This window comes from Pseudomonas izuensis (assembly GCF_002356535.2).
Lineage (GTDB): Bacteria > Pseudomonadota > Gammaproteobacteria > Pseudomonadales > Pseudomonadaceae > Aquipseudomonas > Aquipseudomonas izuensis.
In genome coordinates this window covers 2,443,905-2,469,137 of record NZ_AP017423.2, presented here as the reverse complement: position 1 = coordinate 2,469,137, position 25,233 = coordinate 2,443,905, and the positions used below count along the sequence as shown (strand labels likewise).

Sequence of the window (25,233 nt, the reverse complement as noted above, 5' to 3'; positions counted from 1 at the left end):
GAAATGCTCTGGGTCAGGGCGATCAGTAGCGATAGGTGGCCTGCACTGAAATTCCATTCGCACTGTTGTCGTAGTTGGCACTGTATGCCGGTTGAAGACCGGAGTTGTTCGACTGATTCACCGAGACTTTGGAATCCCAGAGATAACCGTAGGCAAAGTCGATCGTCAGATCGGTATTCGGCGAATAGGCACCGCCCAGGGTCACGGCCTGGCGATTGCCAACCGGGATGCGCACGCTGCGATCGGCATTCCTGACTGGCGACGGATCATAGGCGTAGCCTGCGCGCAGCAGCCATTGCTGGTTCAATTGATAGGAGGCGCCCACGGCCGTAGACCACGTGTCGCGCCAGTTCATTTCTTCGGTCACAGTGCCTAGACCTGCTGCCTGGCCTACGGGAGAAAGACCACTGTTGACTGCCTCGACCTTCTGGATCCGGCTCCACCGTTTCCAGGTGGTCCCCACGTATCCGGTCCAGCGACTGTTGAAATGATGGGTGATGGACGTGTCCACGGATTCGGGCATCGTGATGTCGATCTTGTTGTCATACTTTCCATCCAGCGGAATAGCACTCGGGGAGCCGGACACCTCGGTATGCCCCTTGAGTTCATAGTCCACCTTCGAGTGATAGTTAATCCCCCAACGGGTGGCATCACTCAAGTCAAACAACACCCCGACGTTGTAGCCCAGTGCGGTGTCATCGCCCTTGATGGTGACCAGCGTGTCCTCGCCGTTGTTCAGCGCACCGGTGGCCAGGTAATTCTGAAGCTTCGCATCGAAATGGTTGATGGTCGGTCCGCCACCGATGGACACGTAATCATTGATCCGCCAGGCAATGGTGGGCTGAAGGGTGATCTCCTTGGTCGTACTGTAGGAGCCATGGTAACGGCCCTGAAAACTGCTCTCGTAGTCGTTGATCAGGCCACTCGGCGCGTACAGGCCCAGGCCAATCGAAAATCGATCATCCAGTGGCGTCGACATATACGCGAAGGGCACAACCCCCAACGGTACCGAGTCCCCTTTATTCGTTCCCGGGGCACTGCTCTGTGCATCACTGATGTCGTCGCTCACCGAGACGACCGCGGCTCCGCCGGAAATCTCACTGCGCTTCAATTTGGTCAAGCCAGCCGGGTTGCCAAAGATGGTGCTGGCATCCAGTGCCGAAGACGACCTTCCCGCATAAGCAGTTCCCGCGCTGCTTGCACTTTGTTCGTTCAAGGCAATGCCATTGGCCGCCGCGCTTGTGGAGGCGCTGAGTATTGCCGCGGCACCTGCGAATTTGATCCAGCAAGACACTTCTCGCACAGCAAAGTGACACGGGGTTGCACGGTTGCTCAGTTTCATTTCCCACCTCGAATTGTTGTTATTGGTTGGTGCGCAGGCAAAGCTTCGCCTTCCGGTGCACTTGGCAGTGCCGGTTGGCATTCATCGAAGTTGTGAAAAAGGCCTTGGCTGATGACTACCAGGGCCGGGGTGCCGAACTTACGAAGTCAGGATCATTTGAGCCACTCCACCTGAAAGCTATAGCGACCCAGAAGCAGGGCCAGGGACTCTTGATCCCGCCCTGCCCGGATGCACGCGACCAGCCCACGCTGCTCATGCTGAATCACCTCGACCGCAATGTCCTTCAGGCACATGCGCTCCACTTCCTGCCAAATGACTCGGGCGACCTCACGCTGCTGCAAGGCGGGTTTGAAGATCTTGCCCACCGCCGTCAACGGCAGTGCTTCGAGGATTTCGATCCGCTTGGGAATGGCCGCCCGCTCACTGATGTGGCGCTGAGCAAACTGCTCAAGCTCTTCGAGGGTACAGTCGTGGCCGGGGCGCAGTTGCACGTAGGCGACCGGCACTTCACCCGAATAGGCGTCCGGGCTGCCGATGGCTGCCGCCAGTGCCACCGCTGGATGGGCTTGCAGGGCCTCCTCGATTTGCTTGGGATCGATATTGTGGCCGCCGCGGATGATCAGCTCCTTCTTGCGCCCGGTCAGCCAGAAGTAGCCATTTTCATCCTGGCGACCCAGGTCGCCCGTATTCAGCCAACGCTGTCCGTCGATCTCGATCCACAGGCCCCGGTTATGACTCTCTTCAACGTAACCCTCGAACAGGTTCGGCCCCGTGAGGGCGATCAGGCCAATTTCGTCGGTGTCGGCGTCGCGCAGATACTCTCCAGCGTCATCGAGGATGACCGCACGCATGCCCTGGTAGGCAATCCGTATACCGATGGAACCGATGTAGCGCTCGCCATGGGGCGGATTGACCGAGGAGACGCACGCGCCTTCCGTGAGTCCATAGCCTTCGAGAATCTTTACCCCGGTCCGGCCTTCAAACTCCCGGAAAAGTTCGACCGGCAGCGGTGCGGCACCACACATGGCATAACGCAGGCTGGACAGGTCGCGGCCTTCGAGCTCGTTTTGCAACAGTGCGGAATAGACGGTAGGCACGCCGGAGAAGAAGTTGATGCCGAAGTGCTCGACCATCTCCCAGAAACGCGGGATCACACCCTCACCGCGATAACCCTGCGGCGTGCCGAGGATGACATGATCACCTTGGGTCCAGGGCATCAGGCCTGTCACCAGCTGAGCATTGACATGGAACAGCGGCAACCCGCAAAAAATGACCTGGCCACTCCCACGGGGTTGCATGTGCGTGGCCATGGCCCACGCGTTAAAGACCTCCGCCCCATGGGTACGCATCGCAATCTTGGGCAGTCCGGTGGTACCGCCGGTGCAGAAGTAAGAGGAACGATCCTCAGGGCGAAATTGCCGCTCGCTTTTCAGGTGCGTGCCGGGCTGAGCATCCATCAATGTCCGTAAGTCGTGAATCGTGGCCCCCCGGTGCAACTCACGTTCTGTCTGTGCAAGGGATGCAAGGGATTCACGCTGCGCGACATCAACATAGGGGCTCATGCCCACCCAAACGATGTGCTTGATCTCAGGCAGTTGATCCAGCTGCGAGGCCAACTTGGGCCACAGGTCACTGCCCGGTGTCGGTGCAAGCGTGACCACTACGCTGGCCTTGGCGGCCCGTAGCAAGGCCGCCATCTGTTTGGCCTCTTGCAGCGGATTGATCGCCATGACGACACCCGCCGCTTCACCGCCCCAGATGGTGAAGTGGGTTTCCGGCAGGTTGGGCAGGATAAAGGCCAACACTTCACCCGGGGTGATGCCCAGGTCGTGGAAGGCATTCGCCGCGCGAGTGATCTCTTCGACGAGCTCGGCATAGCTCCAGTGGTGGGTGTTCTTGAAGCAGCTGGCGTCGGTGAAGAAACTCAGTGCGGACGCGTTGGGGCTAAGCTCGGCTGTGCGTGTCAGTGCTTCATAGGTGCTGGAAGCCAATCCACGCTTCGCCAACGAAACCTGCTCGATATTTTCAATGTCGTTCAGCGATCGCACTATCATCGTCAGGCTTCCTCTACCACTCGGTTGCGTTGCACACCCAGGTCAATCACGCCATCGGCACTGCGAATGCGCGCTTCGACCACGTCGCCTGCCTTGAGATACTGCGTCCGCCCTTCCTGCGCCTTGAGGAACAGCTTCCACTTGGTGGCTTCCGGCATCAGGGCTGCAATGCGCTGTTTGGCGGGCGAAGGGATGGTCAGCGCGCATCCCGCCGGCGTACCGGTGGCGATCAGGTCGCCGGGGGCGAGATCCTGGACAGCGGAGAGTTCGGTCAGGGTTTCAGCGGGGCCATACACCAGGTTGGCCGTGCTGTCGCTTTGGCGGACTTCGCCATTGACCGTCAGGCGCAACTGCAATGCTTTCAGGTAATGCATGCCCCGGGCATCCAGCAGGCACAGGTACGGGCCGACCGGGCCAAAGGTGCGGAAACTCTTGCCCTTGTAGAACTGCATCTGCGGAATCTGAATGTCGCGTGCCGAGTAGTCATTGACAATGACCACGCCGGCAACGAACTCATGCAGGTTGGCGTCGGTGACGGTCACTGCGCCGCTGATGACGCGTTTCATCACCAGCCCGAGTTCGATCTCATAATCAAGGAAGCGGACGCTGCGCGGCTTGATCAGGACGCTGTCAGCAGCCACCAGGCAACTGGTCGCCTTGGTGAAGATCATGTTGTATTTCTTCGCATCCGGGTCCATGCCCGACTCGATCATGTGCTGTCGGTAGTTCGCCCCTTGGCAGACAAACTGCTGGTTACGGGTCACCGGCGACAGCAGCTTCACTTTGTGCGACTCCAACTGAGTACCTGTCAGTTGCGCGAGGTCATCGATACTGTTCTGGCAGATGAAGTCCCCCGTGGTCTCAAAAGTGCCCGGGACAATCGTGATTCGGTCCTGGCGTAATACGCCCCAGTGGATACCGTTCTCAAACTCAAAGCGGACTACGTGTACAGCAGACATTGAAGGTACTCCTGGAGCAGCGTTTGTCCCGCGCTCGAGGGCGCGAGATCTGTGGTGTTGTTCTGAGGGTGGGCTGGCGACGCTGTAGATCAACGAGCCGCCGGCGATCAAGGCACCGGCCTTGAGCACGTCGCGCCGGCCATACCCTTTAGTGATGCCCGACATGGCGGCCGCTTACCCGAACATCCGCATCAGCGTGATCAACTTGCGAAGGGTCAGGTCCGGGCTGCGTCGCAGGTTGCGAACCAGCGCTCGCACGTTGCTGAAGCTCATCCTGGGTTGGGTAAAACTCTTGGGCATGCGCTGCCCCCACTGCGCCATGGCTTCAGGGCTCACGGGATGGATGCCCGTAGGCTGCATGGCGGTAAACACATCCCCATCACAGTAGTGCTCGTGCTTATCACCCCAGGGGTCTTGCCAGTAATCGAAGATCTGACTGCCCAGGATGTGTCGGCCGATGCCCCATGAGTGCTCCCAACCCCGCTCGCGCAGGACTCGTTGCCCCATGCCCACCGCGTCGGCATCGACGACTTCATAGGCGCTATGGCTGTAGGTCGCCATGAACCCCTGCGCAATCGCCAGCGTATGGTGATCCGCCGGCTTGTCGCCGAGATCAAGGCGCATGAAAGCGACAATCGGGGTGCCATCGGCGAGTACCTGCACATCGCTGGGAATGAACCCGAAATGGCGGGTGTACCAGGCACAGGTCGCCTGATAGTCGGCCACTTCAATGACGATGTGACCCAGTTTGATCACTTCAGGCGGTGCAACCGGCGGGCGCTGCGTGGCGTTGATGCGCGGTTGCTCTTGCGCCAGATTCCAGGGAAGCGGTGCCCGGTGTTCCAGGGGATTACCGGGTGTCTGATCGTAAATCGCCTCGACGATAAAACCGGAAGGATCGGTGAGTCTGACGCAGTGGCCGCCACCAGGATGCATCGAGGTCTCGACCGAGGATGCGCCTGGAATCTTCGTCAGCTTTTCCAGATCCTTGAGCGATCGGACTGCCAGGCCGAATCCGATAAAGCCTGCCTTTTCTGCACGGTGCACGCGGTAGCAATAGGGAGCCGGCGCAGTGCCACGCAGATAGAGCGTATCGGTTGCTTGATGGCTGACGGTCAGGCCGAAGTCAGTCAGGAAATGCGCCGCCTCATTCAAGTCCGGCCTTTGAAAAATCAGGTGAGTCAGACCTTGGGCCTTCACCGTCGGTTGCGGATGCCTGGCAGGCTGTTGCGTTGCCAACCGAAGGATTTCATTTTTGCTATTCATTGTTTTTGTTTTCCAGTTTCTCAGGGCAAAGCGATCCCCGAACCCCTGAAAATGCCAGGAGTTTGTTCGAAGTGTCGGTTACCGCGCTTAGTCGATCGGAGGAAGCGCCGGCAACTCTACGGTCGCCAGCGCTTTCGCCTCCTCAAGAGGCACACCCAAGGCCCGCAGTACGAGTTCGGCGGTATCAGATCCCGATTCGCGCCACGTTCTGTGCCCTTCCAGCACCAGGAAAATGGAGCCGAGGACGCTGCTCGATATCAGCGTCAGCACCGAGAGCAATTGCTCTTGCTGAAACCTGTACCGACCGCTGGACAGTCCACTGAGAAGGTCCGTCGTCGCCTGGCTGGAAAACATTTCACGCAGCGAAGCGTTGCTCATGGCGAACTTATGGATGAATGCCCCCCACTGGGAGTCTTCGTGAGCCCGACGGATGAAAAACCGGATGCCGTTGGCCAGGCGCTGGGCGGGATCGGAGAGGGAGTTGAAGCTCTTGCTGACCCGTTCATGCATCTCTTTGGCGAGCTGGCTGGCGACCGATTCGAACAGGGTCTCCATGCTCTCGATGTTGCTGTAGACCGTGCCGCGCGCAACCCCTGCTTCTTGCGCAAGGTCGAGAATGTTGACTTGCAAGGTGCCTTTTTCCGCAAACAAGCGAAATGCAGCCTGGTGAATGCGACGCTGTGTTGGATTCAGGGATTGCACAATTTATCTCCAGACTCATCTGAGCCTTGATTGAACACTCGTGTTCAATTTGTGTCAACGGGTTTTTTGGGGGTGAGAATACCCTCCCCCTTCCTGTATCTGACAATGGGCTGGATGAGCGTGGCCAGGCAAACGCAAGGTGTGATTACCAGAGGGCTTGCCAGTTCACCATTTTTAATGGCATCGTTGAACACGCGTGCTCAATAGCCATTCGATTTCATGGTTCCTGACCCAGCCGTTCAGTGTCACTCAACGACCACGTGCGCCCATGTCGGCTGGTAGAAGTTTCATCACTGTAGGTGCGAGCATGTCTGCGTCAAAACTCTTCGAACCGCTTCGATTGCCCAATGGTGTGGTGATTCCCAATCGAATCGCCAAGGCCGCCATGGAAGAAAACCTTGCCAACGAACATCACGCTCCAGGTGAAGCGTTGGCCAGGCTTTATCGGGGTTGGGCGCAAGGTGGCGCCGGCCTGATCATCACGGGTAACGTCATGGTTGACCGCCACGCCTTGACCGGCCCCGCAGGCGTGGTGCTTGAGGACGATCGGAACCTGCGCCATTTCCGCTTATGGGCCGAAGCTTGCCGCAGTCGCGGGGCTCAAGCCTGGATGCAGATCAATCATCCCGGACGGCAGTTATTGGCTTCAATGGGGCAGCCGGCAAGAGGCCCCTCCGCCGTTGCGGTCGATATCCCAGGATTGTCTAAAGCTTTTGTGCCGCCCAGGGCGTTGGATGAGCAGGAAATCGAGGAGCTGATCGAGCGCTATACCCAATCGGCGGTGCTGGCCGAGCGTGCCGGGTTCACGGGTGTGCAGATTCATGCGGCGCATGGCTATCTGTTCAGCCAATTCCTGTCGCCCTTGACCAACCGACGTGACGACCGCTGGGGGGGTAGCCTGGAAAATCGTGCGCACATTCTCCTGCAAACCATCGACGCCATACGTCAGCGCGTGGCACCGATCTTTTGCGTGGCGGTGAAGCTCAATTCCGCAGACTTTCAGCGCGGTGGATTCAATGCTGAGGATGCGGCTCGCGTGGTGGAAATGCTCAACGCCAAGGCGGTCGAGCTGGTTGAGTTATCCGGTGGCAGCTACGAAAGCCCGGCGATGCAGGGACAGACCCGCGACGGCAGCACTCTGGCCCGAGAGGCCTATTTTCTCGAATTCGCGGAGAGGATCGCAGACATCGCGCGCATGCCGCTGATGGTCACGGGTGGCGTACGCAGAAAGGAAGTCGCGGAGCGCGTGGTGAGCGGCTCGGTGTCGATGGTCGGGCTTGCCACGGCGTTGGCCATCGAGCCGACCCTGCCCAGCCAGTGGATGGCAGGTCAGGACACCGAAGTGGAGCCCGTCGTTGTGCGCTGGAAGAACAAGGCGCTGGCGTCACTGGCTGTGGCATCGCTGATCAAGAAACAGCTTGGCCTGCTGAGCCAAGGGAAGCGGACACGACCCGGGATGTCACCGCTTATGGCACTGATCAGCAGTCAGCTGAAATCTCGACGTCAGGCGAAGCGGTATCGGCAGTGGATTGATAACGCCTGAGGCCCTTGCAGTTGCACAAACACGTACGGTCACGAAAATCCATCTTCTGCACGGTCTTGTACCCCATCTCGTGCATAGTGCATGCCCTTACGTCGCCGGCAGGCTTTCCATGTCATTAAATTTATTAGGTTTTTCACCTGGTGGGTAACTGGCATGCAAAGTGCGATCTATCTGGGCAACCATGAAGCGCTGACCACGATCAGCCGGCCATCCGTGATAGAAGAGGCAATCCCAATGAACGCAATCGACCTCCTGAAAGCCGACCACGAAAAAGTCAAAGGAATCCTGGCCCAGTTGAGCGGATCCACAGACCGAGCCACCAAGAAAAGGACCGAACTGCTGGAGAAGCTCGAGATGGAAATCACGATTCATACCCAGCTTGAAGAACAGATCCTGTACCCCGCCTACAAGGAAGCTGGCGGTAAGAAGCAGGACGAAATGTATTACGAGGCCAAGGAAGAGCACCGGACAGTCGATTCTCTCGTTCTGCCCGATCTGAAAACCACTGATCCTTCTACCCCCGAGTTTGCGGGACGCGTGAAAGTCGTTAAGGAGTTACTCGAACACCATATCGAAGAAGAAGAGACCGAAATGTTTCCTCAAGCCAAAAAGCTGCTGGGCAAAGAAAAGCTGGATGAGCTGGGCAAGGAAATGGAGGCAATGAAAGCATCACTGAAAAAGAGTCTCGGCTCGCCGAACATCGCGGCCTAGCGCAAGGGAAGGAGCACAAAAGCCCAATTCCTTTTGGGCTTTTTTCCCGTGACCGTGGTTCCCCAGTGCGAAGCAAAGCAACCAACATTACAAAGGCAAGGGGCGATCCTGCACAACCCGCTTCATGACAAGCGTCGACGTCAGCCGCTGTACATTGGGTAAGGCTGAAAGGCTCTCGTCGTAAAGTCTTTGAAAAGCGGGCAAGTCCTGGGCGATGACATGCAGCAGGTAATCCGGCTCCCCAAATAACCTCTGGGCATCGACTATCTGAGGTATATCAATGAGTGCCGCCTCGAACGCCTCGACTGCTTTGCGGTCGCCCTCGCGAAGGGTGGCAAACACCATGGCGGAAAAATTCAGACCCAATGCACCGGGATCAAGTTGCGCGCGATAGCCCAGCAACACACCGGACTCCTCCAGTGCCCGCACTCGCCGGTGACAAGGTGAGAGGCTCAGGCCTACGCGGTCGGCAAGTTCCGTGACCGAAAGGCGCCCATCCTTTTGCAGCTCAGCAAGAATCTTCCTATCTATTCTATCCAATCAGAAAATTCTCCTAAGCTGGGCCACAGAAACAATCATCTTTGGAAGTGAATTCTAACCATTTTTCACTAATCTTCCTCCACTCATTAACAACCGTACTCCTCTTGAGAGAACCAGAGGAACGGCCTTGATTGGAGAAGCGGGATGATGACTTATGCAGTGAATTATGAAATGGCACAGGTAACACCATGACCTTCAGTGTTTTGGTTGCCTTCTGGGCAGTGTCGATTCTGTTCGTCATCACACCTGGAGCCGATTGGGCCTACGCGATATCCGCCGGCTTGAAGCATCGAGTCGTCATACCCGCCGTGGGCGGGCTGTTATCCGGGCACTTGATTGCCACAATGGTGGTAGCCGGTGGTGTAGGCACTTTGGTTGCCAAGCACCCTGTGGCACTGTCAGTGCTGACAGTGGCCGGGGCGGGTTACCTGCTTTGGTTGGGCATCAACATGCTCGTCCGCCCCTCTACGCTGCATGCAGACAACGTCGAGGCGTCAAGGTCATGGAAGCGCTGGGCGATCAAGGGGCTTTGTGTCAGCGGGCTGAATCCGAAAGTGTTCCTGCTCTTCCTGGCGTTGTTGCCTCAATTTTCCGACGTTACTGCACCCTGGCCTGTACCGATGCAGATGATTGCGCTCGGGCTCGTCCACACGTTCAGTTGTGGCGTGATCTACTTGTTAGTCGGATTTGGATCGCAGGTTGTTCTTCGAGCACGTCCAGCCGCCGCACATAGGGTCAGTCGCCTCTCTGGTGCGGCCATGGTCATCATCGCAGTGGTTCTATTTATCGAACAGATGCTCGGTTAATACACTTTCAGTAAGACATCCCAATGAACGACCAGCCTTCACCGTATGGCAGTGCGCCTCTCGCCCAACAGCTGGAGCGCGTCCGAATTCCCCACCTGAAACAGATGAAGGCCCAGGGCAAAAAATGGACGATGCTTACCGCCTATGACATGTACAGCGCCGTCATTTATGAGGAAGCCGGAATACCTGTCCTGCGTTACCCAGGCAGTGGCTTGGCCGCAATTTTCCGGGCTTTGGCAGGCGTTACGCCCAGCGCCTGGAGAATCATTTCGGCGACCCGCACATCATGCTCCGCCACGGCACGACCCTCGACAACCGCACGCATTGCCCCAGTTGTGCACGATACGACCATATCCAGGGCGATGCCCTCGTCTTCGTAAGTGAAACTGCCCTCCTGCAGCCCTGCACGCAGGTCGCCCAGCACATGATCAGCCAGACGCGAGCGCATGGCCTGGTCGAAATGGATGATCCGCAGCAACGCATTCGCCCAGGGGTGGTCGGCGGCGGCCCGACACACAAACATGCGCACGCCAATCGAAACCCGCTGTGCTCCGCACTGCACATCCGCGTTCAGGACAGAAATGGCGTCAGAGAACTCGGCGGCCATGGCGATGCCCACCGCTTCGATTACTTCGTCGCGCGTTCGGAAATAGTTGTAGATGGTGCCGTTGGATACCGCCGCCTCGGCGGCGACTTCCAACAAGGCGATCTCCCCCACCTCCTTGCGTGCGACAAGTCGCAATGCCGCGTCCATCAGACCGCGACGGGTGCGCTCGCGCTTCTTGTGCCCCCTGGTGAGAGGTTCCGGCACAGCCGCTTCTAAAGGAGGTGTGGAGATAGGCATGATTAAGCTCTTAATCTAATCGGCTCGTTGATGGTACTGGAAACCCTGTCAGGAGTGACTTCATCACTCATCAGCAGGCTCTGGCATTCTCGAAGGAGCCTGCCGGCCTCTTTGCCAGGGGCATGGTGCATGATGATACGGTCAGGGCGAACGGCGACCAGTGTTCCTTTCGCCGCCAGCGGCAGGATCTCATGGTTCATGTCTTCGATGAAGTCGCAACGGCCGCCGGAACGTTGGCCGCGGGGTCTGACCTCCAGGAAGTGGCCTCCCATCTTTTCCCAGGCAACGATCTGATCAGCGGTGAGCAGTGACAACGGGTCAACACCAAATCCAACCAGGGTCAGGTTGTCTCCCAGTGCATCGTCGCTCAGCTTGATCTGCTTTTGCAGGGTGCGTATCCAGGCTTGGGGAAACAGGCTGCCACGTACCAGCTTGTCACCCCGGCGATGTGGCACGAACAGGCCGTGCTTGAAGGTGTTCTTCGGCTTGATGTCCAACTGCTCGAAGTACCTTCTGGTCGAGGCAGTCAACCCCAGTGTGCGCATAAAGCCATGGATGAAGAACGCTGCGATCTTGTTCTTGGGCATCACCAGGCGGCCCATCATTTTTGCCAGATTGATCATCGCCTGGGCATGCGGGCGGCGCTCTACGTCATAGGTATCGAGTATCGCCGGCGCGGCGTGGCCACGCAGGACCCACGCCAGCTTCCAGGCCAGGTTGGCACCATCACGAAGGCCCGCGACGAGACCTTGCCCGACGAAGGGCGGCGTGATGTGCGCGGCATCGCCAACGAGGAACGTACGTCCCTTGCTGAATCGGTTGCAGCAACGGGCGTGGAATCGATACACCGCCTTGCGCTCGATTTCCAGTTCCTGCGGATTGACCCATGGCGCAATGAGCCGGGCGATGCTTTCCGGGCTTTCCAGCTCCTCCCGGGATTCACCGGGTTGCAGCATGAATTCCCAGCGTTCCCTGCCACCGGGGGCGGGCATGTGCGGCGTGGGCCGCTGCGGATTACAGATAAACTCGATGTGATCAATGGCCGACTGATGCCGGTTCTTGGCATCGACAATCAACCAGTCCTCGGCATAGGTTTGCCCTTCGAACTCCTGGCCGATCAGCGCCCTGACCCGGGAGCTGGCGCCATCTGCACCAATCAGGTATTGGGCGCGAACAGCATGCGAATGCCCATTTTCATCCCGCACGGTGGCGACCACGCCATCCGCTTCCTCAACCAGGCTCTCCAGCTCGAAACCACCCAGGCTGGTCACTGATTTGAGGCGGGAAACCTGGCCACGCATCGCTCGCTCGAGGTCGGGTTGATAGAAGGTCACAAGCTTGGGATGGCCGTCGATGCACCCTTGCGTATTGGCTCGACCGAATTGCCCGAGCACCGGAGAGTGCATCTTCACTTCCGGGATCACGATCTTCTCGAAGGCGTCCTCCGATAATCCGGCGAGTTGCAGGATGCGCAAGGCCTCGTTGTCCAGCGCAATGGCACGAGGCATCAGTACGATGTCATGGAGCTTGTCCAGGACCAGGGTCGTAACCCCGTAGCGGCCGAGCAGCGCCGCGATTGTCGCACCTACGGGACCGTTACCGACGACCAGTACATCGACGGCGGAGGAAGGCAATTCGCAAACGTTCTTGTTGTTGTTCATTTTGAGCCCTTGGGAGATTGAAGTCGTGAGGCGCACAGGTCTCATCGTCAAGCGTCACCAAGGTATGCAATATTGAGAGATATTTCAATATTGATGTTTTTGTCATTATTAATTGAAACCGTTGATCGGTTACGACGCAATGCATCGCAACGGCTAAGCTTTTTCGAATGAACCTCATCTTCCAAGGGTGACTCCATGAGCAGCGCCCCCCTGTCTGAACTCGATGCCACCCTACCCGGCTTGGTGCGCAGGATCCGCGTACTGGATGCCCTGTCCTGGCCCGATGGCGTCGAGGAAGTGTTCCTGGCGCACTGGCGCGAAGGGAAAGCAGAATTGCCCAGAGTCCAATTGAGCCCCCGCGAACACAGCGCCGACATCGCCGCGCTGGAAGCCTTTATCGGGCGTTGCGACCTGGGGCACCCGGCCGGGAACTATCTGGCCATGACCGCGCGTAGCTATGCCACGGCCGGACGCATGCTGGGTGCGATCGGCACTCCCGCCTTTACTCACTATTCATCCGCGCTGTACCGGCGCCCGGATTTCTATTATCCGAACCAGAAACTCAGCATGCTGGACGCGGCGCAGTTCTTTCTCACGACCACCGACGCCCTGCTGGGTGGCGCCCGGATTCCACCGACTCAGGCTGAGATTCCGGCCGAGGCCTTCGCCGCCTGGATGCAGCCGGAGTTGGACCGTTTCTTCGGTGAGGGCCGGGTCACGGTCGTGCTCGACCCGACGCTGGCCGCCAAGGCGATCGCCGGGGCAAGCCGCATCCGCCTGCGTACCGGCGCGCTGTTCTCTGAACTGGACAAGAATCAGCTATTGCAGCACGAGGCCTTCGTGCATGTCGCTACCGCACAAAATGGCGCGCTGCAGCCCAACCTCAAAAGCCTGGGTTTGGGAGCGCCACGCACGACACAAACCCAGGAAGGCATTGCCACCCTGGCAGAACTGTTCACGGGCAGCATGGACATCAACCGCTTGCGCCGCCTGGCCCTGCGCGTGCTTGCGGTCCAGCAGGCGTTGGATGGCGCCGACTTCATACAGGTCTTCGAGGGTTTTCTTGCCGCCGGCCAGTCACAAGAGGAGTCTTTCCGCTCAACCCAGCGGGTCTTCCGTGGTGCCGACCTGCGTGGTGGCTCGGCGTTTACCAAGGATGCCGCCTACCTGACGGGTTTACTGGGTGTCCATACACTGCTGCGCATCGCAATCCGCGACAATCGACCGGAACTGGTGGGGCATTTATTTGCCGGACGCCTCAGCCTGGCGGATACCTTACGCCTGGCGCCGCTATTCGAGTCCGGCTGGCTCCAGGGCCCCACCTATGTCCCGGCCTGGGCCAGCGATCTACGGCTACTCGCTGCCAACCTGGCCTTCTCCGCTTTTATCGCTCAGATAAAACTGGATGTGCTCGATCTGGAAGTGCTCATGGCCTTTGCCGATGAACACGAAAACGATGCCAGTGCCCTGTGATCAAGCGCGCAACTCGATTCGTGTCATGAGCCGATCGTCATATCCATGCCCTGTATCAACCGCCTGGCCAGGCGCGGCTGCCGCAACTGCTCCAGCCACCATTGCAACGCCCGCCCCTCGCGATCACCGCGCCACGCAACATACGATACGGTCGGCTCGCGCGGATCGACGGTCGCTCTCTCCACCAGCTCGCCATTTTCCAGCAACGACGCTACGCGCTGACGCGGCAACCAGCCGATGCCCAGGCCTTCACGCTGCGCGAGTATTTTTGCTTGCATGTTGGGCACGGCCAGCGAAGTCTGGCCACCGATCACCCCGTAAGCGCGCCCCGCTATCGCACGCGACGAATCGCCCACCACCACCGCGCGATGCTCGCGTAGGTGCTCGCGTCCGAGAGGCCCGTCAACGCGCGCCAGGGGATGTCGCGCCGCCACCGCGAACACCCATTCGATCGAGCCGAGCTCGAACCAGCGCAGCCCGGGAATCGCCGGCGGTTCATTGGTCGCTCCCACGATCAGGTCCGCACGGCCGTCACGCAATGCTTCCCAGGTGCCGTTCAAGACTTCGTGCGTGAAGCGCAACTTGACGCCAGACGCAAGCGCATCGAAATCGCGTACCTGCGGCATCAGCAGTGCGAATTCGATAATTTCGTCGGTGACGATCCAGAGCTGGTCCTCCCAGCCGCTCGCGATCTGCCGTACACGCTGAGTCATGCGCGACACATCAAGCATCAGACGTGCGGCTTCATCGGCGAGCACCTGACCGGCGGGCGTCAGTTGCAGTCGGTAACGACGGCGATCAAACAACAAGGCGTCGAAGCGCGCCTCCAGTTGCCGTGCGGCGTGCGAGATCGTCGACGGCGCCTTGCCCAGCCGCGCGGCTGCGCGTGAAAGGCTGCCAGTCTCGCGAATCGCTTCCAGCAGTGCCAATTCGTCTTCAGACAACATGTGCGATCTCACCGAACGTTTTCATCGGGGCGATCGTATGTCAAACCCGGGACATCGGTCCACTATCTCCCTACGCGCTCTGGAGGCCTCCTGAAAAGCCCCAGGTTCGCTGATCTCGTGCCCTCCGTGCCTGCCAATGCACTGCGATTTATCTCACGTCAAATCAAGGAAACATCATGCTTGAGTTTTACTTTCATCCGACGCCCAATCCCACCAAGGTCGCGCTCCTGCTCGAAGAACTTGAAATCCCTTTCGAGCTTTCTGCCGTCGACACCTTCAAGGGTGAGCAACACCAGCCGGCATTTCTGGAGATCAATCCGAACGGCAAGGTCCCGGCCATCGTTGACGACGGGGTCGCGGTATTCGATTCCCACGCCATTCTGCTGCACCTTGGGGCAAAACATGGCAGGTTCGTGCCGGCCAACCCATCGCAGCATGCAGCGATGCTGTCATGGCTGCTGTTCATCGCGACCGGCCTCTCGCCGTTCTCCGGCCAGGCCGTGCACTTCATGCACCACGCGCCGGAACCCCTGCCATATGCGCGCAACCGCTATATCAAAGAAGTCGAGCGCCACTACCGGGTTCTCGATGCGCGTCTCGGCGGCTCGAAGTACCTGGCTGGCGATACTTACTCGATTGCCGACATGGCACTTTGGGGCTGGGCCAATTTTGCCGGCTATATCTTCGGCGAGAAGGGTCTGACCGATTATCCCCACGTCAAGCGCCTGGTCGATGAAATCTCGTCGCGCCCGGCGGCCGCCCGCGCTCTGGCGCTGAAGGACAAACTTCAGTTCAAAACCGAATTCGACGAAGAAACCCGTCGCGCACTATTCCCGCAGAACGCCTCACTCGCAGTCTAGGCAAGACTCGCCCTCCTCAGGCTGGCCGCCTGAAAACGGCCAGTCTTTGCCCCTGACACCGTTGCGCACACCAACCTGAGGAAAACAGCCATGCAACATTCAGTTCGCTACGACTCCGGCAACGCGCTTGAAGGCATCCGCGCGGTTTCGCCAGCCCTTGCGCGTTATACGACCGACGTCGTGCTCGGCGATTTATGGCAGAGACCGCAACTGTCCGCGCGAGACCGCAGCATCGTGACGCTGTCGGTATTGATTGCGCGCAATCAGAGTGCGGAGATGTCGTATTACCTCGACCTGGCCCTCGATAACGGCCTCGATCCTGGCGAAATCTCGGAAATCATTACCCATCTGGCGTTCTATTCCGGCTGGGCCAATGCGATGGCGGCCGCGAAGGTAACGAATGCGGTCTTTGAACGACGCGCAATGGGTGCAGCGCAGCTTGCGCCGGCTACCGTCGACCTCCTCCCCATCGACGAGGTAGCCGAAGCACAACGCGAGACCACCGTCGCGCAGAACTTCGGTGCGGTGGCGCCGGGGCTTGTCCAGCTCACCAGAGATGTTCTCTTTCATGATCTGTGGCTGCGACCGGGCCTCGCCCCGCGCGATCGATGTCTGGTTACGGTCAGCTCGGTGGTGGCCACGGCGCAGATCGCACAACTGTCCTTCTACTTGAACCGCGCAATGGACAATGGACTGACCGGCACGCAAGTGGGCGAAGTCATGACGCAACTGGCGTTTTACACGGGTTGGTCCAGCGTTTATACGGCATTGCCTGTGGTTAAGGACGTGCTTGAGAAGCGATCTGATTAACCAGCTTCAGGGTGATCATGACCACCCGTTACCCTGTATCTGAACCCTTTCGGTGAGGTTCCCATGAAAAAAATCGGCTTTCTTTCTTTTGGCCACTGGAGCGATTCTGCGGGTTCGCGGGCGCGGTCGGCGTCTGATGTTCTTCTGCAATCCATCGACCTGGCGGTTGCCGCTGAGGAACTGGGCGCAGATGGGGCGTTCTTTCGCGTCCATCATTTCGCTCAACAGCTTGCATCGCCTTTTCCGCTTCTCGCAGCGATCGGAGCAAAAACCAGCAGGATCGAAATCGGAACGGGTGTCATCGACATGCGTTACGAAAACCCGCTCTATATGGCAGAAGATGCCGGGGCAGCCGATCTGATTGCGGGTGGACGGCTGCAGCTGGGTATCAGCCGCGGCTCCGGCGAACAGGTTATGGACGGATGGCGCCACTTCGGCTACGAGCCTGACAAGGGTGAGACTCATGCCGATTTGGCGCGCCGTCACACCGAAGTTTTTTATGAGGTGCTGCGGGGCAAGGGCTTTGCGCAGCCCAATCCAAGGCCGATGTTTGCAAACCCGCCTGGGCTTCTACGGGTCGAACCGCATTCCAAAGGCCTTCGCGAGCGCATCTGGTGGGGATCGGGTTCCGATGCAACCGCGGTTTGGGCCGCGAAGATGGGTATGAATCTGCAGACCTCGACCTTGAAGAACGACGAAAGCGGCCTCCCCCTTCATATCCAGCAAGCACAACAGATCCGCGCCTATCGTGAGGCCTGGAAAGAAGCCGGACATACACGAGAACCGCGCGTGTCCGTCAGCCGCAGTGTCTTCGCGCTGGTGAACGATCTGGACCGGCTGTACTTCGGTCGAGACACTCAGAGCAACGATACGCTCGGCTTCCTGGACGACGATATTCAGAAGATTTTCGGTCGAAACTACGCGGCGCAACCGGATGTCCTCGTTGCGGAACTGGCCAAGGACGAGGCGATCGCTGCCGCCGACACCCTGCTCCTCACGGTGCCAAACCAATTGGGCGTGGAGTACTGCGCGCACGTCATCGAATCGATTCTCACCCATGTCGCCCCCGACCTCGGCTGGCGCTAGCGCTGAACATTTACGAGAGACAGGCCAATGACCCGCAAAGCTGTGCTGTTTTCAGAGATGACGCCTGGTGCGACCCAGGAGGACGAATTCAACCACTGGTATGACACCGAGCATATCCCGCCGCGCATGCAAGCACCGGGCTTCGTCAGTGCGCAGCGCTTTCGCAATGCAGATGGCCCTGCGTACCTGGCCCTCTACGAATTGCAAGACAAGTGTGCCCTGCTGACACCCGAGTACAAGGAAATCAAGGCCAGCTCGGGTGAATCGACTCGCCGCATAGTGGCCGGAGCCAAAGATGTCACGCGCTATATCGGGGAGGAAATCAGCAGCTGGAAGAATCCGCAGGCGCACAACGCATCCTCAAGCGAAGCCGCACTGGTCTATGCCGTATTCTTCACCGTGCCCGCGCCCCGCACCGAAGCGTTTGACCGCTGGTATGAAGAGGATCACATCCCCACATTGCTCGACTGCTCCGATTGGCTTGCGGTGCGACGATTCCGGATCGTGGATGGGGAGCCGCAGCCGTTCACCCATCTAGCCTTGCACTACCTTGCGACAGCCGATGCCCTCCAATCCAGTGCGCGCGAACAGGCGAACAACTCTCCCTGGAGAATGCAGCTTGCTCAGGAAGAATGGTTCACGGCTCATTCCGGGGTGTTTAGAGGTATTGGACAACCGTTCGTTGCAGCCCGAACTTAACTCGTGCGCCATGGGTCGCGACTACCTCGTTCGACGGTTGACGCGACGACCTCCTTGATAAACGCCGGGGCGAGCGCATAGTGACGGATGGATCACAGCATGTTGCTGCCAGTACAGGACCCTGATGTTCAGGAGGACCGTATGAGCGAAGCAAATCAAGGCTCGGTGCGTCAACTGAGTCATTTCATCAACGGTCAACACGCTGCAGGCACGAGCGGACAGTTCGCCGACGTGTTGGACCCGGCGCTAGGCCGAGTGACAGCCCGCTTGCCGGTCGCCAACGCAGAAGACGTCGACGCGGCCGTCGCTGCGGCGAAAGCCGCCTTCCCGGGCTGGAGCGAAACCGCGCCACTGAAGCGTGCGCGTTTGATGTTCAAGTTCAAGGAACTGCTCGAGACGTATAGCGACGAACTCGCAGAGTTGATTACCCGCGACCACGGCAAGTTGTTTGAGGATGCAAAGGGCGAGGTGATACGCGGGATCGAAATCGTCGAATTCGCGTGTGGCATTCCAAACCTGCTCAAGACCGACTTCACCGATCAGAGCGCCCCCGGCATCGACGCGTGGAATCTGCGTCAACCCGTCGGCGTGGCCATGGGCGTCACGCCATTCAACTTCCCGATGGTGGTGCCGTGCTGGATGTTTGTGATGGCGGCCGCGACCGGCAACACTTTCATCCTCAAACCCTCGGAGCGCACTCCGTCGGCTTCGATTCGGCTCGCGGAGCTATTCATCGAAGCGGGCTTTCCCAAAGGCGTGTTCAACGTCCTCCATGGCAGCAAGGCCGTCGTCGATGCACTGATGCAGCACCCCGATGTGGTTGCGGTATCTGCCGTCGCCTCGACGCCAGTTGCCGAATATATCTACAAAGAAAGCGCGAAATACGGCAAGCGCGTTCAAGCACTGGGCAGTGCGAAGAACCATCTCGTGGTCTTGCCCGACGCCAATCTCAATAAAACGGTCGATGCGATAATCAACTCGTCATATGGCTCAGCCGGCGAGCGCTGCATGGCGACGTCAGTCGTGGTGGCGGTAGGGAGTGTCGGTGATGAGTTGATCGAACGTCTCGCGCCGCGCGTGCGCTCGCTCAAGATGGGCGGTGGCATGGAGCCCGGTCTGGATATGGGACCGCTTATCAGTGCCGCGCATCGCACCAAGGTGTTGGGCTATATCGATGCGGGCCTCACGGCAGGTGCCAGGCTTGTCGTCGATGGCCGCGGCCAGACCGTGGCCGGCCACGAAGAGGGCTTCTTTCTCGGCGGCTCGCTGTTTGACGACGTAACGCCGCAAATGAGCATCTATCGAGAAGAGATTTTCGGGCCGGTCCTGTCGGTTGTCCGGGTGCCTGATCTCGCGAGCGCAATTGCACTCGTCAACGCCCACGAGCTGGGGAACTGCGTGTCGCTTTACACATCCGACGGCGGCGCCGCGCGCGCATTCACCCGGCAGATTCAGATCGGTATGGTGGGCATCAACCTTCCGAGTCCAGTGCCGTCAGCGTGGCATTCGTTCGGGGGTTGGAAGCGATCGATGTTCGGTGCTCATCACGCATACGGCGAGGAAGCCGTGCGCTTTTACACTCGCTACAAGAGCGTCATAGAGCACTGGCCCGATTGTCCGCCATAAATAAAGATTGTCACGGTTGCTTCCCTACGCCAGCCTGGGAAGCAACCGCGATTCTTATAAGGAAACGGGATGCAGGATCATTTCGACGCCTCACCCAAAGTGCCGGTGTAATGGGCCAGGCGTTTTTCGACGTCCGCTTTCTTTTGCAGGCCCAGCTCCATCAATTGTTTGATCCGCGCCTGTGCCGTCGGGCGTTTCACCGAACCGATGAAACCTTCCCATTCGCTGGCGATGGCGTCATTGGGCGGCAGGCTGGCCGCGTCGACCAGGCGCTTGATGTCGGCTATCGACTGCTTGTCGAACCGGGCGATGCGACGGGCCATGGTGTCGACGAACTTGTCGAGTTCGGCGTCGGGCAGCGCGCGATTGACGTAGCCATAGCGTTCGGCCAGTTCGCCATTGATGTCGTTGCCGGTCAGCAGCACTTCCAGCGCTCGCCCGCGCCCCATCAGTCTGGGCAGGCGCGCCATAGGACCACCGCCAGGCACCAGGGCGGCGCCGATTTCCCATTGCGACAGGATGGCTTTCTCGCGGCTGGCGAAGCGCATGTCGCTGGCCAACGCCAGTTCGCTGCCAACGCCGGTAGCGCGACCGCGAATCGACACAATCGAGACCACCGGCGCCTTGCTCAATCGCACCAGCATGTCAGGCAGCGGCGGCAGGCCGGTCGGGCCGTTGGGCAGACTGGTGGTGTCAGTCAGCGGGGGGACGAAGTCATAGTGGGTGAGAAAGAAATCCGGCACGTCGCTGTCGAACACGACGACCACCAGCTTCGGATCGGACTCGATGGCGGTGACCACCTCGTTCAACTGCGGCATGGTTTCCGGACCATAGATGTTGTACGGCGGGTTGTGGAACGTGACCCGCCAGTATTCGGGTGTGATTCGCGTGAGCTTGATTTCCTGTTTGACCGCAGTGGTGGAAGCCGCCTTGGTGGCGGTTGAAGGGGCTGTATCGCCAGCGAGAGCAGCACCTGTCGTCGCCATGCTGGCGAAAATCAATGCAGCCGTAAGCAATTGAAGTCTCATGGCAATTTCTCCAAAGAATGCCTGAGGACATGCGAATTCCCGATTGAGCCGTCGTTGTGGCCTGCCAATGATTGATGGGGGCGTGAAAAATCACACCCATTACTCCGTTCCTTCGCGGGTCAACACATGTGCATGGGTTTAGCGCGCGTGACCGAAATATGGCCTGGCACGGTCGGCAGTAGCGGCTGAGGATGGCTGGTGGCGTGAAAGGCCTCGGATCACCGGGATCCAAGGGGCGAAACATGTCGCCTTGCGGACAGCTCCGACGTATTAAGCCTAGCAGCGAAAGGTGGAATCGCAAGCTGCATAATCAGATGAGATCACCGACGCCCCGCCCTCAATGTGCCCACCAGCAGGCGACAAAACCTGGTTCGACAGCGTTTTTGACTTTGAGACACTACCTCGTTGGCAGGGTAATAATTGTGTGGTCCCGGGCTGACAGCAAGAACCAGTCTTGGGGGCGTCATTTCCCGCTACAACGCGTACGCACTGGAGTAAAGCTACCCATGGAAGCTAACCGATTCGGTGACATCGCTGCGTTTGTCTCGGCTGTGAAGGCTGGAAGCTTTACCTCTGCTGCAGCTTCACTCGGTCTGACCCGATCGGCTGTAGGTAAAAGTATTGTTCGTCTTGAAGGTCGAATGGGAGCACGGCTTCTGAATCGCACGACGCGCAAACTGAGCCTGACTGACGAGGGACGGGTTGCCTATGAACGCTGGAAGCAAATTCTCGAGGATCTTGATGAGGTGGAGGCAACCATGGCCTTGCGCCGTGGGCGGCCGACCGGCACTTTTAAACTCACAGCCCCCCTATCCTTCGGTCAGCGCCATATCCTGCCGATTCTGGATGCTTATCTGAAACAGTGGCCTGAACTTCGCGCAGACGTCTGGTTTACCGATCGCTTTGTCGACCTTGTCGAAGAAGGTATCGACATAGCCATCCGCATTGGTGCGCCAAAAGATGATTCACAACTCTTAACCCGAACAGTGGGTTGGCAGCAGTTCGCAACGTGTGCCTCGCCGTCTTATCTGGCCCGCTGCGGCGTACCACAAACGCCTGCTGATCTTCTCGGGCATGACACCATAGCGTTCATCAGTGGCCAGGCCAGTGTCTGGCGTTACCAGACACCCACTGGCCTTTATTTGTACGAACAGCCAGGGCGGCTGAACATCGACAGTTCTGAAGCCATGCGCGAAGCGGCGTTGACTGGCATTGGCCTGATTCACTTGCCGACCTATATCACCGGTAACGACCTGCGCGACGGAACGTTGGTGGAAGTACTCAAACCTTACCGTGCATCGCCCGACCCCATCCGGGTTGTCTACCCGAGCAAGCGTCAGTTATCCCCGCGTGTCCGCGCCTTTATTGATCTGTTGATTGAACGCTGGGAATCAGGGGTGCCTTGGGAGTCTGAACATCATTAGGGACTCAGCGGACCGTGTAATGGTCTGTGACTGCTGTTTATCCGGATTGAGGAATCAATAAATATGTCAGTCAACGCCACTCACCGAGACTGCCATCATGACCATTGCCACCCAACCCTCGCCACACGTGCAACCTGCCGCCCTGCCGACCGCTGATCCCTCGCTTGAGCGTCACCCTGGTTTTCAGCGCCTGTTTAAACCACAGGCACTGACGATTGGCCTTATTTTGCCCCTCGAAACTCACGCCGGTCGCGCGGCACCGACCATGCGTGGCCACGTTGAAATGGCGCAACGCGCCGAGGCGCTGGGTTTTGGCGCGCTGTGGATGCGTGACATTCCTTTCTACGACCCGGATTACAACGATGTGGCGCACATCTTCGAGCCCCTGGTTTACATCGGCTTCCTGGCCGCCGCCACGCGCAACATCGTCCTGGGAACCACCGGTATCGTGCTGCCTACCCATGAGCCCATGTATCTGGCCAAACAAGCGACGTCCCTGGATCAGTTGAGCGAAGGGCGCGTGGTATTGGGGCTGTCCTCGGGCGATCGATACAGCGACTACCCGATGCTGGGTATCGATTATGAAACCCGTGGTGATCGGTATCGTGATGCCTTTTCGGTGTTTCGCACCCTGATCGAGCAGAACTTCCCGCGTTTTCGCTCCGAGCGATTCGGTCACTCATTCGGAAACCTCGACCTGGTACCGAAAGCGCCGTATGGCCGCGTCCCTTCAATCGCTGTCGGCCAGGCGCAGCAGAGCATTGAATGGTTGGCCGAACACCTCGATGGCTATCTGGCCGGCGTGCAAAGCCCCGAGCGACTGGCATCGTTAGGCGAGAGCTGGCACGCCAAAGTGCGTGAGATCGAAGGCCGAAACGCTTTCAAACCGTTAGGTCTGGGTGGCTATTTTGACCTCAGCGACAACCCGGACCACCCATTCCAGCGCATTCAGGGAGGCTTCCGGGCGGGGCGCAACGGCCTGCGCAATTATCTGGAACAAGCGCAAGCTGCCGGCATTTCGCATATCGCGCTTAACCCCAAGGTCAGCCGCCAACCCTATGGAGAGATTCTCGACGAGCTCAGTGAGCACGTCTTGCCGCACTTCCCGTCGCATGTTTGAGGCCCGGCGCATTGTTGGAACCGTCACCGTCATTTGCGGGCAGAACGCACCTTTCTACCACCACATTGAGGGCGAACACCTTTAGCCAATAACGGTAAATATCCAGATGGATTTTACAGCCACGCCAGAGCCAGAGCCCTTCCAGCACCATCAGAAAATTGGCCAGCCCAATGGTGAGTGCGGCCAGCACGATATGAAAACCAATGGTGATCGCAAACTGCGCGCGCGCGACCATCAGCGCCGAATCAGCCGCTTCCACGTTCACGACTCACGGGAAATCACCGACATTTTTCCGTTGCGCTCAAGGATCGCAAACTGGATCTGATCCGGGGTCTCGATGCCCTGGCTCAACCGCGCAGCTTCCATGAAAACCTCGATTTAGGGCCTTTTTTCAGATTTTCCCGGATCGATGTTCAATCAAATCAAGCCCCGAGTATGGGTCGGGGCTTGATGGCAATCACACTGCATCAGGATTTGCGTCCTCCACCGCCACCCTGCTCATTGTCCTTGCGTCCCATGTCGGAGGACTTGTCGCGATCATCGGTGACATTGGTCCCGCGACCGCTGCCCTGTCCACCGCTGCTCATACGATCAGGATCGTTTGATTGCCGTCCGCCTGAAGCCTGACCGCCTTTCTGGCCGGGCTTGGACATGTTTTCGTTATCGTCGGTAAATTCACCGCCGCGATTCGTTCCTTGTCCGCCACCGGACATGCGATCCGAATCCCGTGATGATTGACCGCCCGAAGCCTGGCCTCCCTTTTGACCTGCTTCAGAGGTGCGTTGTGGATCCTTGGAAAAATCTCCACTTTTCTTGCCGGCTTGCGAAGTCTTGTCCCGGTCAGAAAAGCCACCTGGGTTGTTGTTTCCTGTGTTGGCCATGTCTGTTCACCTCTAGATCGTTGACACGAGCAGGTGCTCGTTTAATTCGGAGGGCGCCAAAAATCGAAAGTTTGAACGGAAATATCGAGCTCGCGACGAGCGGATTTCGGGGTTTGGTTCCATCGGAAATCAACTCATTCGACTGGCGGCATCCCCATGATCAAGGGGCGCCGCATGCCGGATTTTCAGACATCAGGACCAAGTTTCACTAGACTGATTATCTTGAAAGCAGCCCTCCCGGCATGTCATTCAGGAGGTCGTCGATGACAGAACATATCGTGCATTTTCACTGCCAGATCGATCAGGCAACCACTGAACGCTTCAGGGATTGCTGCCTGGAAGCCATCGACCAGGGCGCAACCTCACTGCTCCTGAATTTGTCCACCTGTGGCGGAAGCACCAACTTCGGCTTCACGCTATACACGTTCCTCAAATCCTTGCCGGTTCCGCTCTGCGCCATCAACGCCGGCAATATCGAATCGATGGGGATCATCATGTTTCTGGCGGCCAATCGACGCATCACTTCGCCTCATGCCAGATTCTTGATTCACCCGATGAACTGGTACTTCAGCCAAAAATCGGTCGACCACCAACGACTGCGCGAATACCTGTCCAGTCTCGACAATGATCTTGCACGCTATGTGCAAATTTTCACGCTCGAAACAGCGGACGCCGTGACCAAACTGGATATTTTCCATTGCCTGTCCGCCGAGGAAAAAGTCATCGCCGCCCACGAGTCCCTGGCCTACGGCATTGCTCATGAGATGAAGCAGATGGTATTTGCCGATGACGTCAAGCACTGGAAAGTCAGTGGCGGTTGACGAGCCTGAAAGCTGGGAACTCCACGACAC

General features: G+C 58.5%; 24 protein-coding genes and 1 pseudogene. 13 read left to right on the top strand and 12 right to left on the bottom strand.

Features of this window, described 5'->3' with window-relative positions; all coding sequences use genetic code 11:
- Positions 1–22: 22 nt before the first annotated feature.
- The 5 genes from LAB08_RS11150 to LAB08_RS11130 form a co-directional block, all read right to left on the bottom strand.
- A complete protein-coding gene (locus tag LAB08_RS11150) occupies positions 23–1,342 on the bottom strand; it encodes an outer membrane protein transport protein (protein ID WP_096512155.1) in 1,320 nt (439 codons plus the stop codon).
- Positions 1,343–1,494: 152 nt separating this feature from the next.
- Positions 1,495–3,396 (bottom strand): acyl-CoA synthetase, encoded by a 1,902-nt coding sequence (locus LAB08_RS11145; protein WP_096512156.1) that lies wholly within the window; start codon positions 3,394–3,396, stop codon positions 1,495–1,497.
- 2 nt (positions 3,397–3,398) lie between these two features.
- The gene (locus tag LAB08_RS11140) at positions 3,399–4,355 is read right to left on the bottom strand and encodes a fumarylacetoacetate hydrolase family protein (protein ID WP_096512157.1); all 957 of its coding nucleotides are present in this window, start codon (positions 4,353–4,355) and stop codon (positions 3,399–3,401) included.
- A 174-nt stretch (positions 4,356–4,529) separates the two neighbouring features.
- Positions 4,530–5,621 carry a VOC family protein gene (locus LAB08_RS11135; RefSeq protein WP_096512158.1) on the bottom strand — a complete coding sequence of 364 codons (1,092 nt, stop codon included), beginning with the start codon at positions 5,619–5,621 and terminating at the stop codon, positions 4,530–4,532.
- Positions 5,622–5,708: 87 nt separating this feature from the next.
- On the bottom strand, positions 5,709–6,323 hold the full coding sequence (locus LAB08_RS11130) for a TetR/AcrR family transcriptional regulator (protein WP_096512159.1): 615 nt from the start codon (positions 6,321–6,323) through the stop codon (positions 5,709–5,711).
- Positions 6,324–6,630: 307 nt separating this feature from the next.
- Here LAB08_RS11130 and LAB08_RS11125 point away from each other — a divergent pair, with 307 nt between their 5' ends.
- Entirely contained in the window at positions 6,631–7,866 is a 1,236-nt protein-coding gene (locus LAB08_RS11125) for an NADH:flavin oxidoreductase/NADH oxidase family protein (protein ID WP_096512160.1), read from the top strand.
- 234 nt (positions 7,867–8,100) lie between these two features.
- Positions 8,101–8,577, top strand: coding sequence for a PA2171 family ribosome-binding persister protein (locus LAB08_RS11120; protein ID WP_096515457.1), 477 nt, complete (start codon positions 8,101–8,103; stop codon positions 8,575–8,577).
- A gap of 87 nt (positions 8,578–8,664) precedes the next feature.
- Here the strand turns inward: LAB08_RS11120 and LAB08_RS11115 are convergent, their stop codons facing one another.
- Positions 8,665–9,117 carry an Lrp/AsnC family transcriptional regulator gene (locus LAB08_RS11115; protein WP_096512161.1) on the bottom strand — a complete coding sequence of 151 codons (453 nt, stop codon included), beginning with the start codon at positions 9,115–9,117 and terminating at the stop codon, positions 8,665–8,667.
- Positions 9,118–9,305: 188 nt separating this feature from the next.
- Between LAB08_RS11115 and LAB08_RS11110 the strand changes: the two genes are divergently transcribed.
- Positions 9,306–9,923 (top strand): LysE family translocator, encoded by a 618-nt coding sequence (locus tag LAB08_RS11110; protein ID WP_096512162.1) that lies wholly within the window; start codon positions 9,306–9,308, stop codon positions 9,921–9,923.
- Between the two features lie 23 nt (positions 9,924–9,946).
- Positions 9,947–10,063: pseudogene (locus LAB08_RS11105) on the top strand (3-methyl-2-oxobutanoate hydroxymethyltransferase); the annotation flags it as partial.
- A gap of 56 nt (positions 10,064–10,119) precedes the next feature.
- Here the strand turns inward: LAB08_RS11105 and LAB08_RS11100 are convergent.
- Positions 10,120–10,767 carry a TetR/AcrR family transcriptional regulator gene (locus LAB08_RS11100; protein WP_096512163.1) on the bottom strand — a complete coding sequence of 216 codons (648 nt, stop codon included), beginning with the start codon at positions 10,765–10,767 and terminating at the stop codon, positions 10,120–10,122.
- 2 nt (positions 10,768–10,769) lie between these two features.
- A complete protein-coding gene (mhpA, locus tag LAB08_RS11095; protein ID WP_096512164.1) occupies positions 10,770–12,428 on the bottom strand; it encodes a bifunctional 3-(3-hydroxy-phenyl)propionate/3-hydroxycinnamic acid hydroxylase MhpA in 1,659 nt (552 codons plus the stop codon).
- 195 nt (positions 12,429–12,623) lie between these two features.
- On the opposite strand from mhpA, the gene LAB08_RS11090 reads away from it, so the two are divergent.
- The gene (locus LAB08_RS11090; protein WP_096512165.1) at positions 12,624–13,901 is read left to right on the top strand and encodes a peptidase MATCAP family protein; all 1,278 of its coding nucleotides are present in this window, start codon (positions 12,624–12,626) and stop codon (positions 13,899–13,901) included.
- 23 nt (positions 13,902–13,924) lie between these two features.
- Here the strand turns inward: LAB08_RS11090 and LAB08_RS11085 are convergent, their stop codons facing one another.
- Positions 13,925–14,848: a LysR family transcriptional regulator gene (locus tag LAB08_RS11085; RefSeq protein ID WP_096512166.1), complete on the bottom strand. Its 924-nt coding sequence runs from the start codon at positions 14,846–14,848 to the stop codon at positions 13,925–13,927.
- Positions 14,849–15,024: 176 nt separating this feature from the next.
- Between LAB08_RS11085 and LAB08_RS11080 the strand changes: the two genes are divergently transcribed.
- The 5 genes from LAB08_RS11080 (at position 15,025) to LAB08_RS11060 (ending at position 19,929) form a co-directional block, all read left to right on the top strand.
- Positions 15,025–15,708 carry a glutathione S-transferase family protein gene (locus tag LAB08_RS11080; RefSeq protein WP_096512167.1) on the top strand — a complete coding sequence of 228 codons (684 nt, stop codon included), beginning with the start codon at positions 15,025–15,027 and terminating at the stop codon, positions 15,706–15,708.
- Between the two features lie 90 nt (positions 15,709–15,798).
- A complete protein-coding gene (locus tag LAB08_RS11075; protein WP_096512168.1) occupies positions 15,799–16,518 on the top strand; it encodes a carboxymuconolactone decarboxylase family protein in 720 nt (239 codons plus the stop codon).
- Between the two features lie 63 nt (positions 16,519–16,581).
- Positions 16,582–17,604: an LLM class flavin-dependent oxidoreductase gene (locus tag LAB08_RS11070; protein WP_096512169.1), complete on the top strand. Its 1,023-nt coding sequence runs from the start codon at positions 16,582–16,584 to the stop codon at positions 17,602–17,604.
- A gap of 27 nt (positions 17,605–17,631) precedes the next feature.
- Positions 17,632–18,303 carry a DUF4286 family protein gene (locus LAB08_RS11065; RefSeq protein ID WP_096512170.1) on the top strand — a complete coding sequence of 224 codons (672 nt, stop codon included), beginning with the start codon at positions 17,632–17,634 and terminating at the stop codon, positions 18,301–18,303.
- A gap of 141 nt (positions 18,304–18,444) precedes the next feature.
- The gene (locus tag LAB08_RS11060; RefSeq protein WP_096512171.1) at positions 18,445–19,929 is read left to right on the top strand and encodes a CoA-acylating methylmalonate-semialdehyde dehydrogenase; all 1,485 of its coding nucleotides are present in this window, start codon (positions 18,445–18,447) and stop codon (positions 19,927–19,929) included.
- A 77-nt stretch (positions 19,930–20,006) separates the two neighbouring features.
- Here the strand turns inward: LAB08_RS11060 and LAB08_RS11055 are convergent, their stop codons facing one another.
- Positions 20,007–20,957: an enoyl-CoA hydratase/isomerase family protein gene (locus LAB08_RS11055; protein ID WP_096512172.1), complete on the bottom strand. Its 951-nt coding sequence runs from the start codon at positions 20,955–20,957 to the stop codon at positions 20,007–20,009.
- Positions 20,958–21,463: 506 nt separating this feature from the next.
- Here LAB08_RS11055 and LAB08_RS11050 point away from each other — a divergent pair.
- Complete coding sequence (locus LAB08_RS11050; protein WP_096512173.1) at positions 21,464–22,381, top strand: LysR family transcriptional regulator; 918 nt, start codon at positions 21,464–21,466, stop codon at positions 22,379–22,381.
- Positions 22,382–22,478: 97 nt separating this feature from the next.
- Positions 22,479–23,501 carry an LLM class oxidoreductase gene (locus LAB08_RS11045; protein ID WP_096512174.1) on the top strand — a complete coding sequence of 341 codons (1,023 nt, stop codon included), beginning with the start codon at positions 22,479–22,481 and terminating at the stop codon, positions 23,499–23,501.
- On the opposite strand, the gene LAB08_RS11040 is transcribed toward LAB08_RS11045, so the two are convergent.
- Together LAB08_RS11040 and LAB08_RS11035 are read right to left on the bottom strand one after the other, a co-directional pair.
- A complete protein-coding gene (locus LAB08_RS11040) occupies positions 23,461–23,760 on the bottom strand; it encodes a cytochrome ubiquinol oxidase subunit I (protein ID WP_254007519.1) in 300 nt (99 codons plus the stop codon). The two genes, LAB08_RS11045 and LAB08_RS11040, sit on opposite strands and share 41 nt — an antisense overlap.
- A 208-nt stretch (positions 23,761–23,968) precedes the next feature.
- Positions 23,969–24,382, bottom strand: coding sequence for a KGG domain-containing protein (locus LAB08_RS11035; RefSeq protein WP_096512175.1), 414 nt, complete (start codon positions 24,380–24,382; stop codon positions 23,969–23,971).
- 263 nt (positions 24,383–24,645) lie between these two features.
- Here LAB08_RS11035 and LAB08_RS11030 point away from each other — a divergent pair, with 263 nt between their 5' ends.
- Positions 24,646–25,203: an ATP-dependent Clp protease proteolytic subunit gene (locus LAB08_RS11030; RefSeq protein WP_096512176.1), complete on the top strand. Its 558-nt coding sequence runs from the start codon at positions 24,646–24,648 to the stop codon at positions 25,201–25,203.
- The last annotated feature ends 30 nt before the right edge of the window (positions 25,204–25,233 follow it).

Coding starts and splice junctions, on each gene's coding strand:
- LAB08_RS11150 (WP_096512155.1), bottom strand. CDS start 1,342: ATGAAACTGAGCAACCGTGCAACCCCGTGTCACTTTGCTGTGCGAGAA.
- LAB08_RS11145 (WP_096512156.1), bottom strand. CDS start 3,396: ATGATAGTGCGATCGCTGAACGACATTGAAAATATCGAGCAGGTTTCG.
- LAB08_RS11140 (WP_096512157.1), bottom strand. CDS start 4,355: ATGTCTGCTGTACACGTAGTCCGCTTTGAGTTTGAGAACGGTATCCAC.
- LAB08_RS11135 (WP_096512158.1), bottom strand. CDS start 5,621: ATGAATAGCAAAAATGAAATCCTTCGGTTGGCAACGCAACAGCCTGCC.
- LAB08_RS11125 (WP_096512160.1), top strand. CDS start 6,631: ATGTCTGCGTCAAAACTCTTCGAACCGCTTCGATTGCCCAATGGTGTG.
- LAB08_RS11120 (WP_096515457.1), top strand. CDS start 8,101: ATGAACGCAATCGACCTCCTGAAAGCCGACCACGAAAAAGTCAAAGGA.
- LAB08_RS11110 (WP_096512162.1), top strand. CDS start 9,306: ATGACCTTCAGTGTTTTGGTTGCCTTCTGGGCAGTGTCGATTCTGTTC.
- LAB08_RS11100 (WP_096512163.1), bottom strand. CDS start 10,767: ATGCCTATCTCCACACCTCCTTTAGAAGCGGCTGTGCCGGAACCTCTC.
- mhpA (WP_096512164.1), bottom strand. CDS start 12,428: ATGAACAACAACAAGAACGTTTGCGAATTGCCTTCCTCCGCCGTCGAT.
- LAB08_RS11090 (WP_096512165.1), top strand. CDS start 12,624: ATGAGCAGCGCCCCCCTGTCTGAACTCGATGCCACCCTACCCGGCTTG.
- LAB08_RS11085 (WP_096512166.1), bottom strand. CDS start 14,848: ATGTTGTCTGAAGACGAATTGGCACTGCTGGAAGCGATTCGCGAGACT.
- LAB08_RS11080 (WP_096512167.1), top strand. CDS start 15,025: ATGCTTGAGTTTTACTTTCATCCGACGCCCAATCCCACCAAGGTCGCG.
- LAB08_RS11075 (WP_096512168.1), top strand. CDS start 15,799: ATGCAACATTCAGTTCGCTACGACTCCGGCAACGCGCTTGAAGGCATC.
- LAB08_RS11070 (WP_096512169.1), top strand. CDS start 16,582: ATGAAAAAAATCGGCTTTCTTTCTTTTGGCCACTGGAGCGATTCTGCG.
- LAB08_RS11065 (WP_096512170.1), top strand. CDS start 17,632: ATGACCCGCAAAGCTGTGCTGTTTTCAGAGATGACGCCTGGTGCGACC.
- LAB08_RS11060 (WP_096512171.1), top strand. CDS start 18,445: ATGAGCGAAGCAAATCAAGGCTCGGTGCGTCAACTGAGTCATTTCATC.
- LAB08_RS11055 (WP_096512172.1), bottom strand. CDS start 20,957: ATGAGACTTCAATTGCTTACGGCTGCATTGATTTTCGCCAGCATGGCG.
- LAB08_RS11050 (WP_096512173.1), top strand. CDS start 21,464: ATGGAAGCTAACCGATTCGGTGACATCGCTGCGTTTGTCTCGGCTGTG.
- LAB08_RS11045 (WP_096512174.1), top strand. CDS start 22,479: ATGACCATTGCCACCCAACCCTCGCCACACGTGCAACCTGCCGCCCTG.
- LAB08_RS11035 (WP_096512175.1), bottom strand. CDS start 24,382: ATGGCCAACACAGGAAACAACAACCCAGGTGGCTTTTCTGACCGGGAC.
- LAB08_RS11030 (WP_096512176.1), top strand. CDS start 24,646: ATGACAGAACATATCGTGCATTTTCACTGCCAGATCGATCAGGCAACC.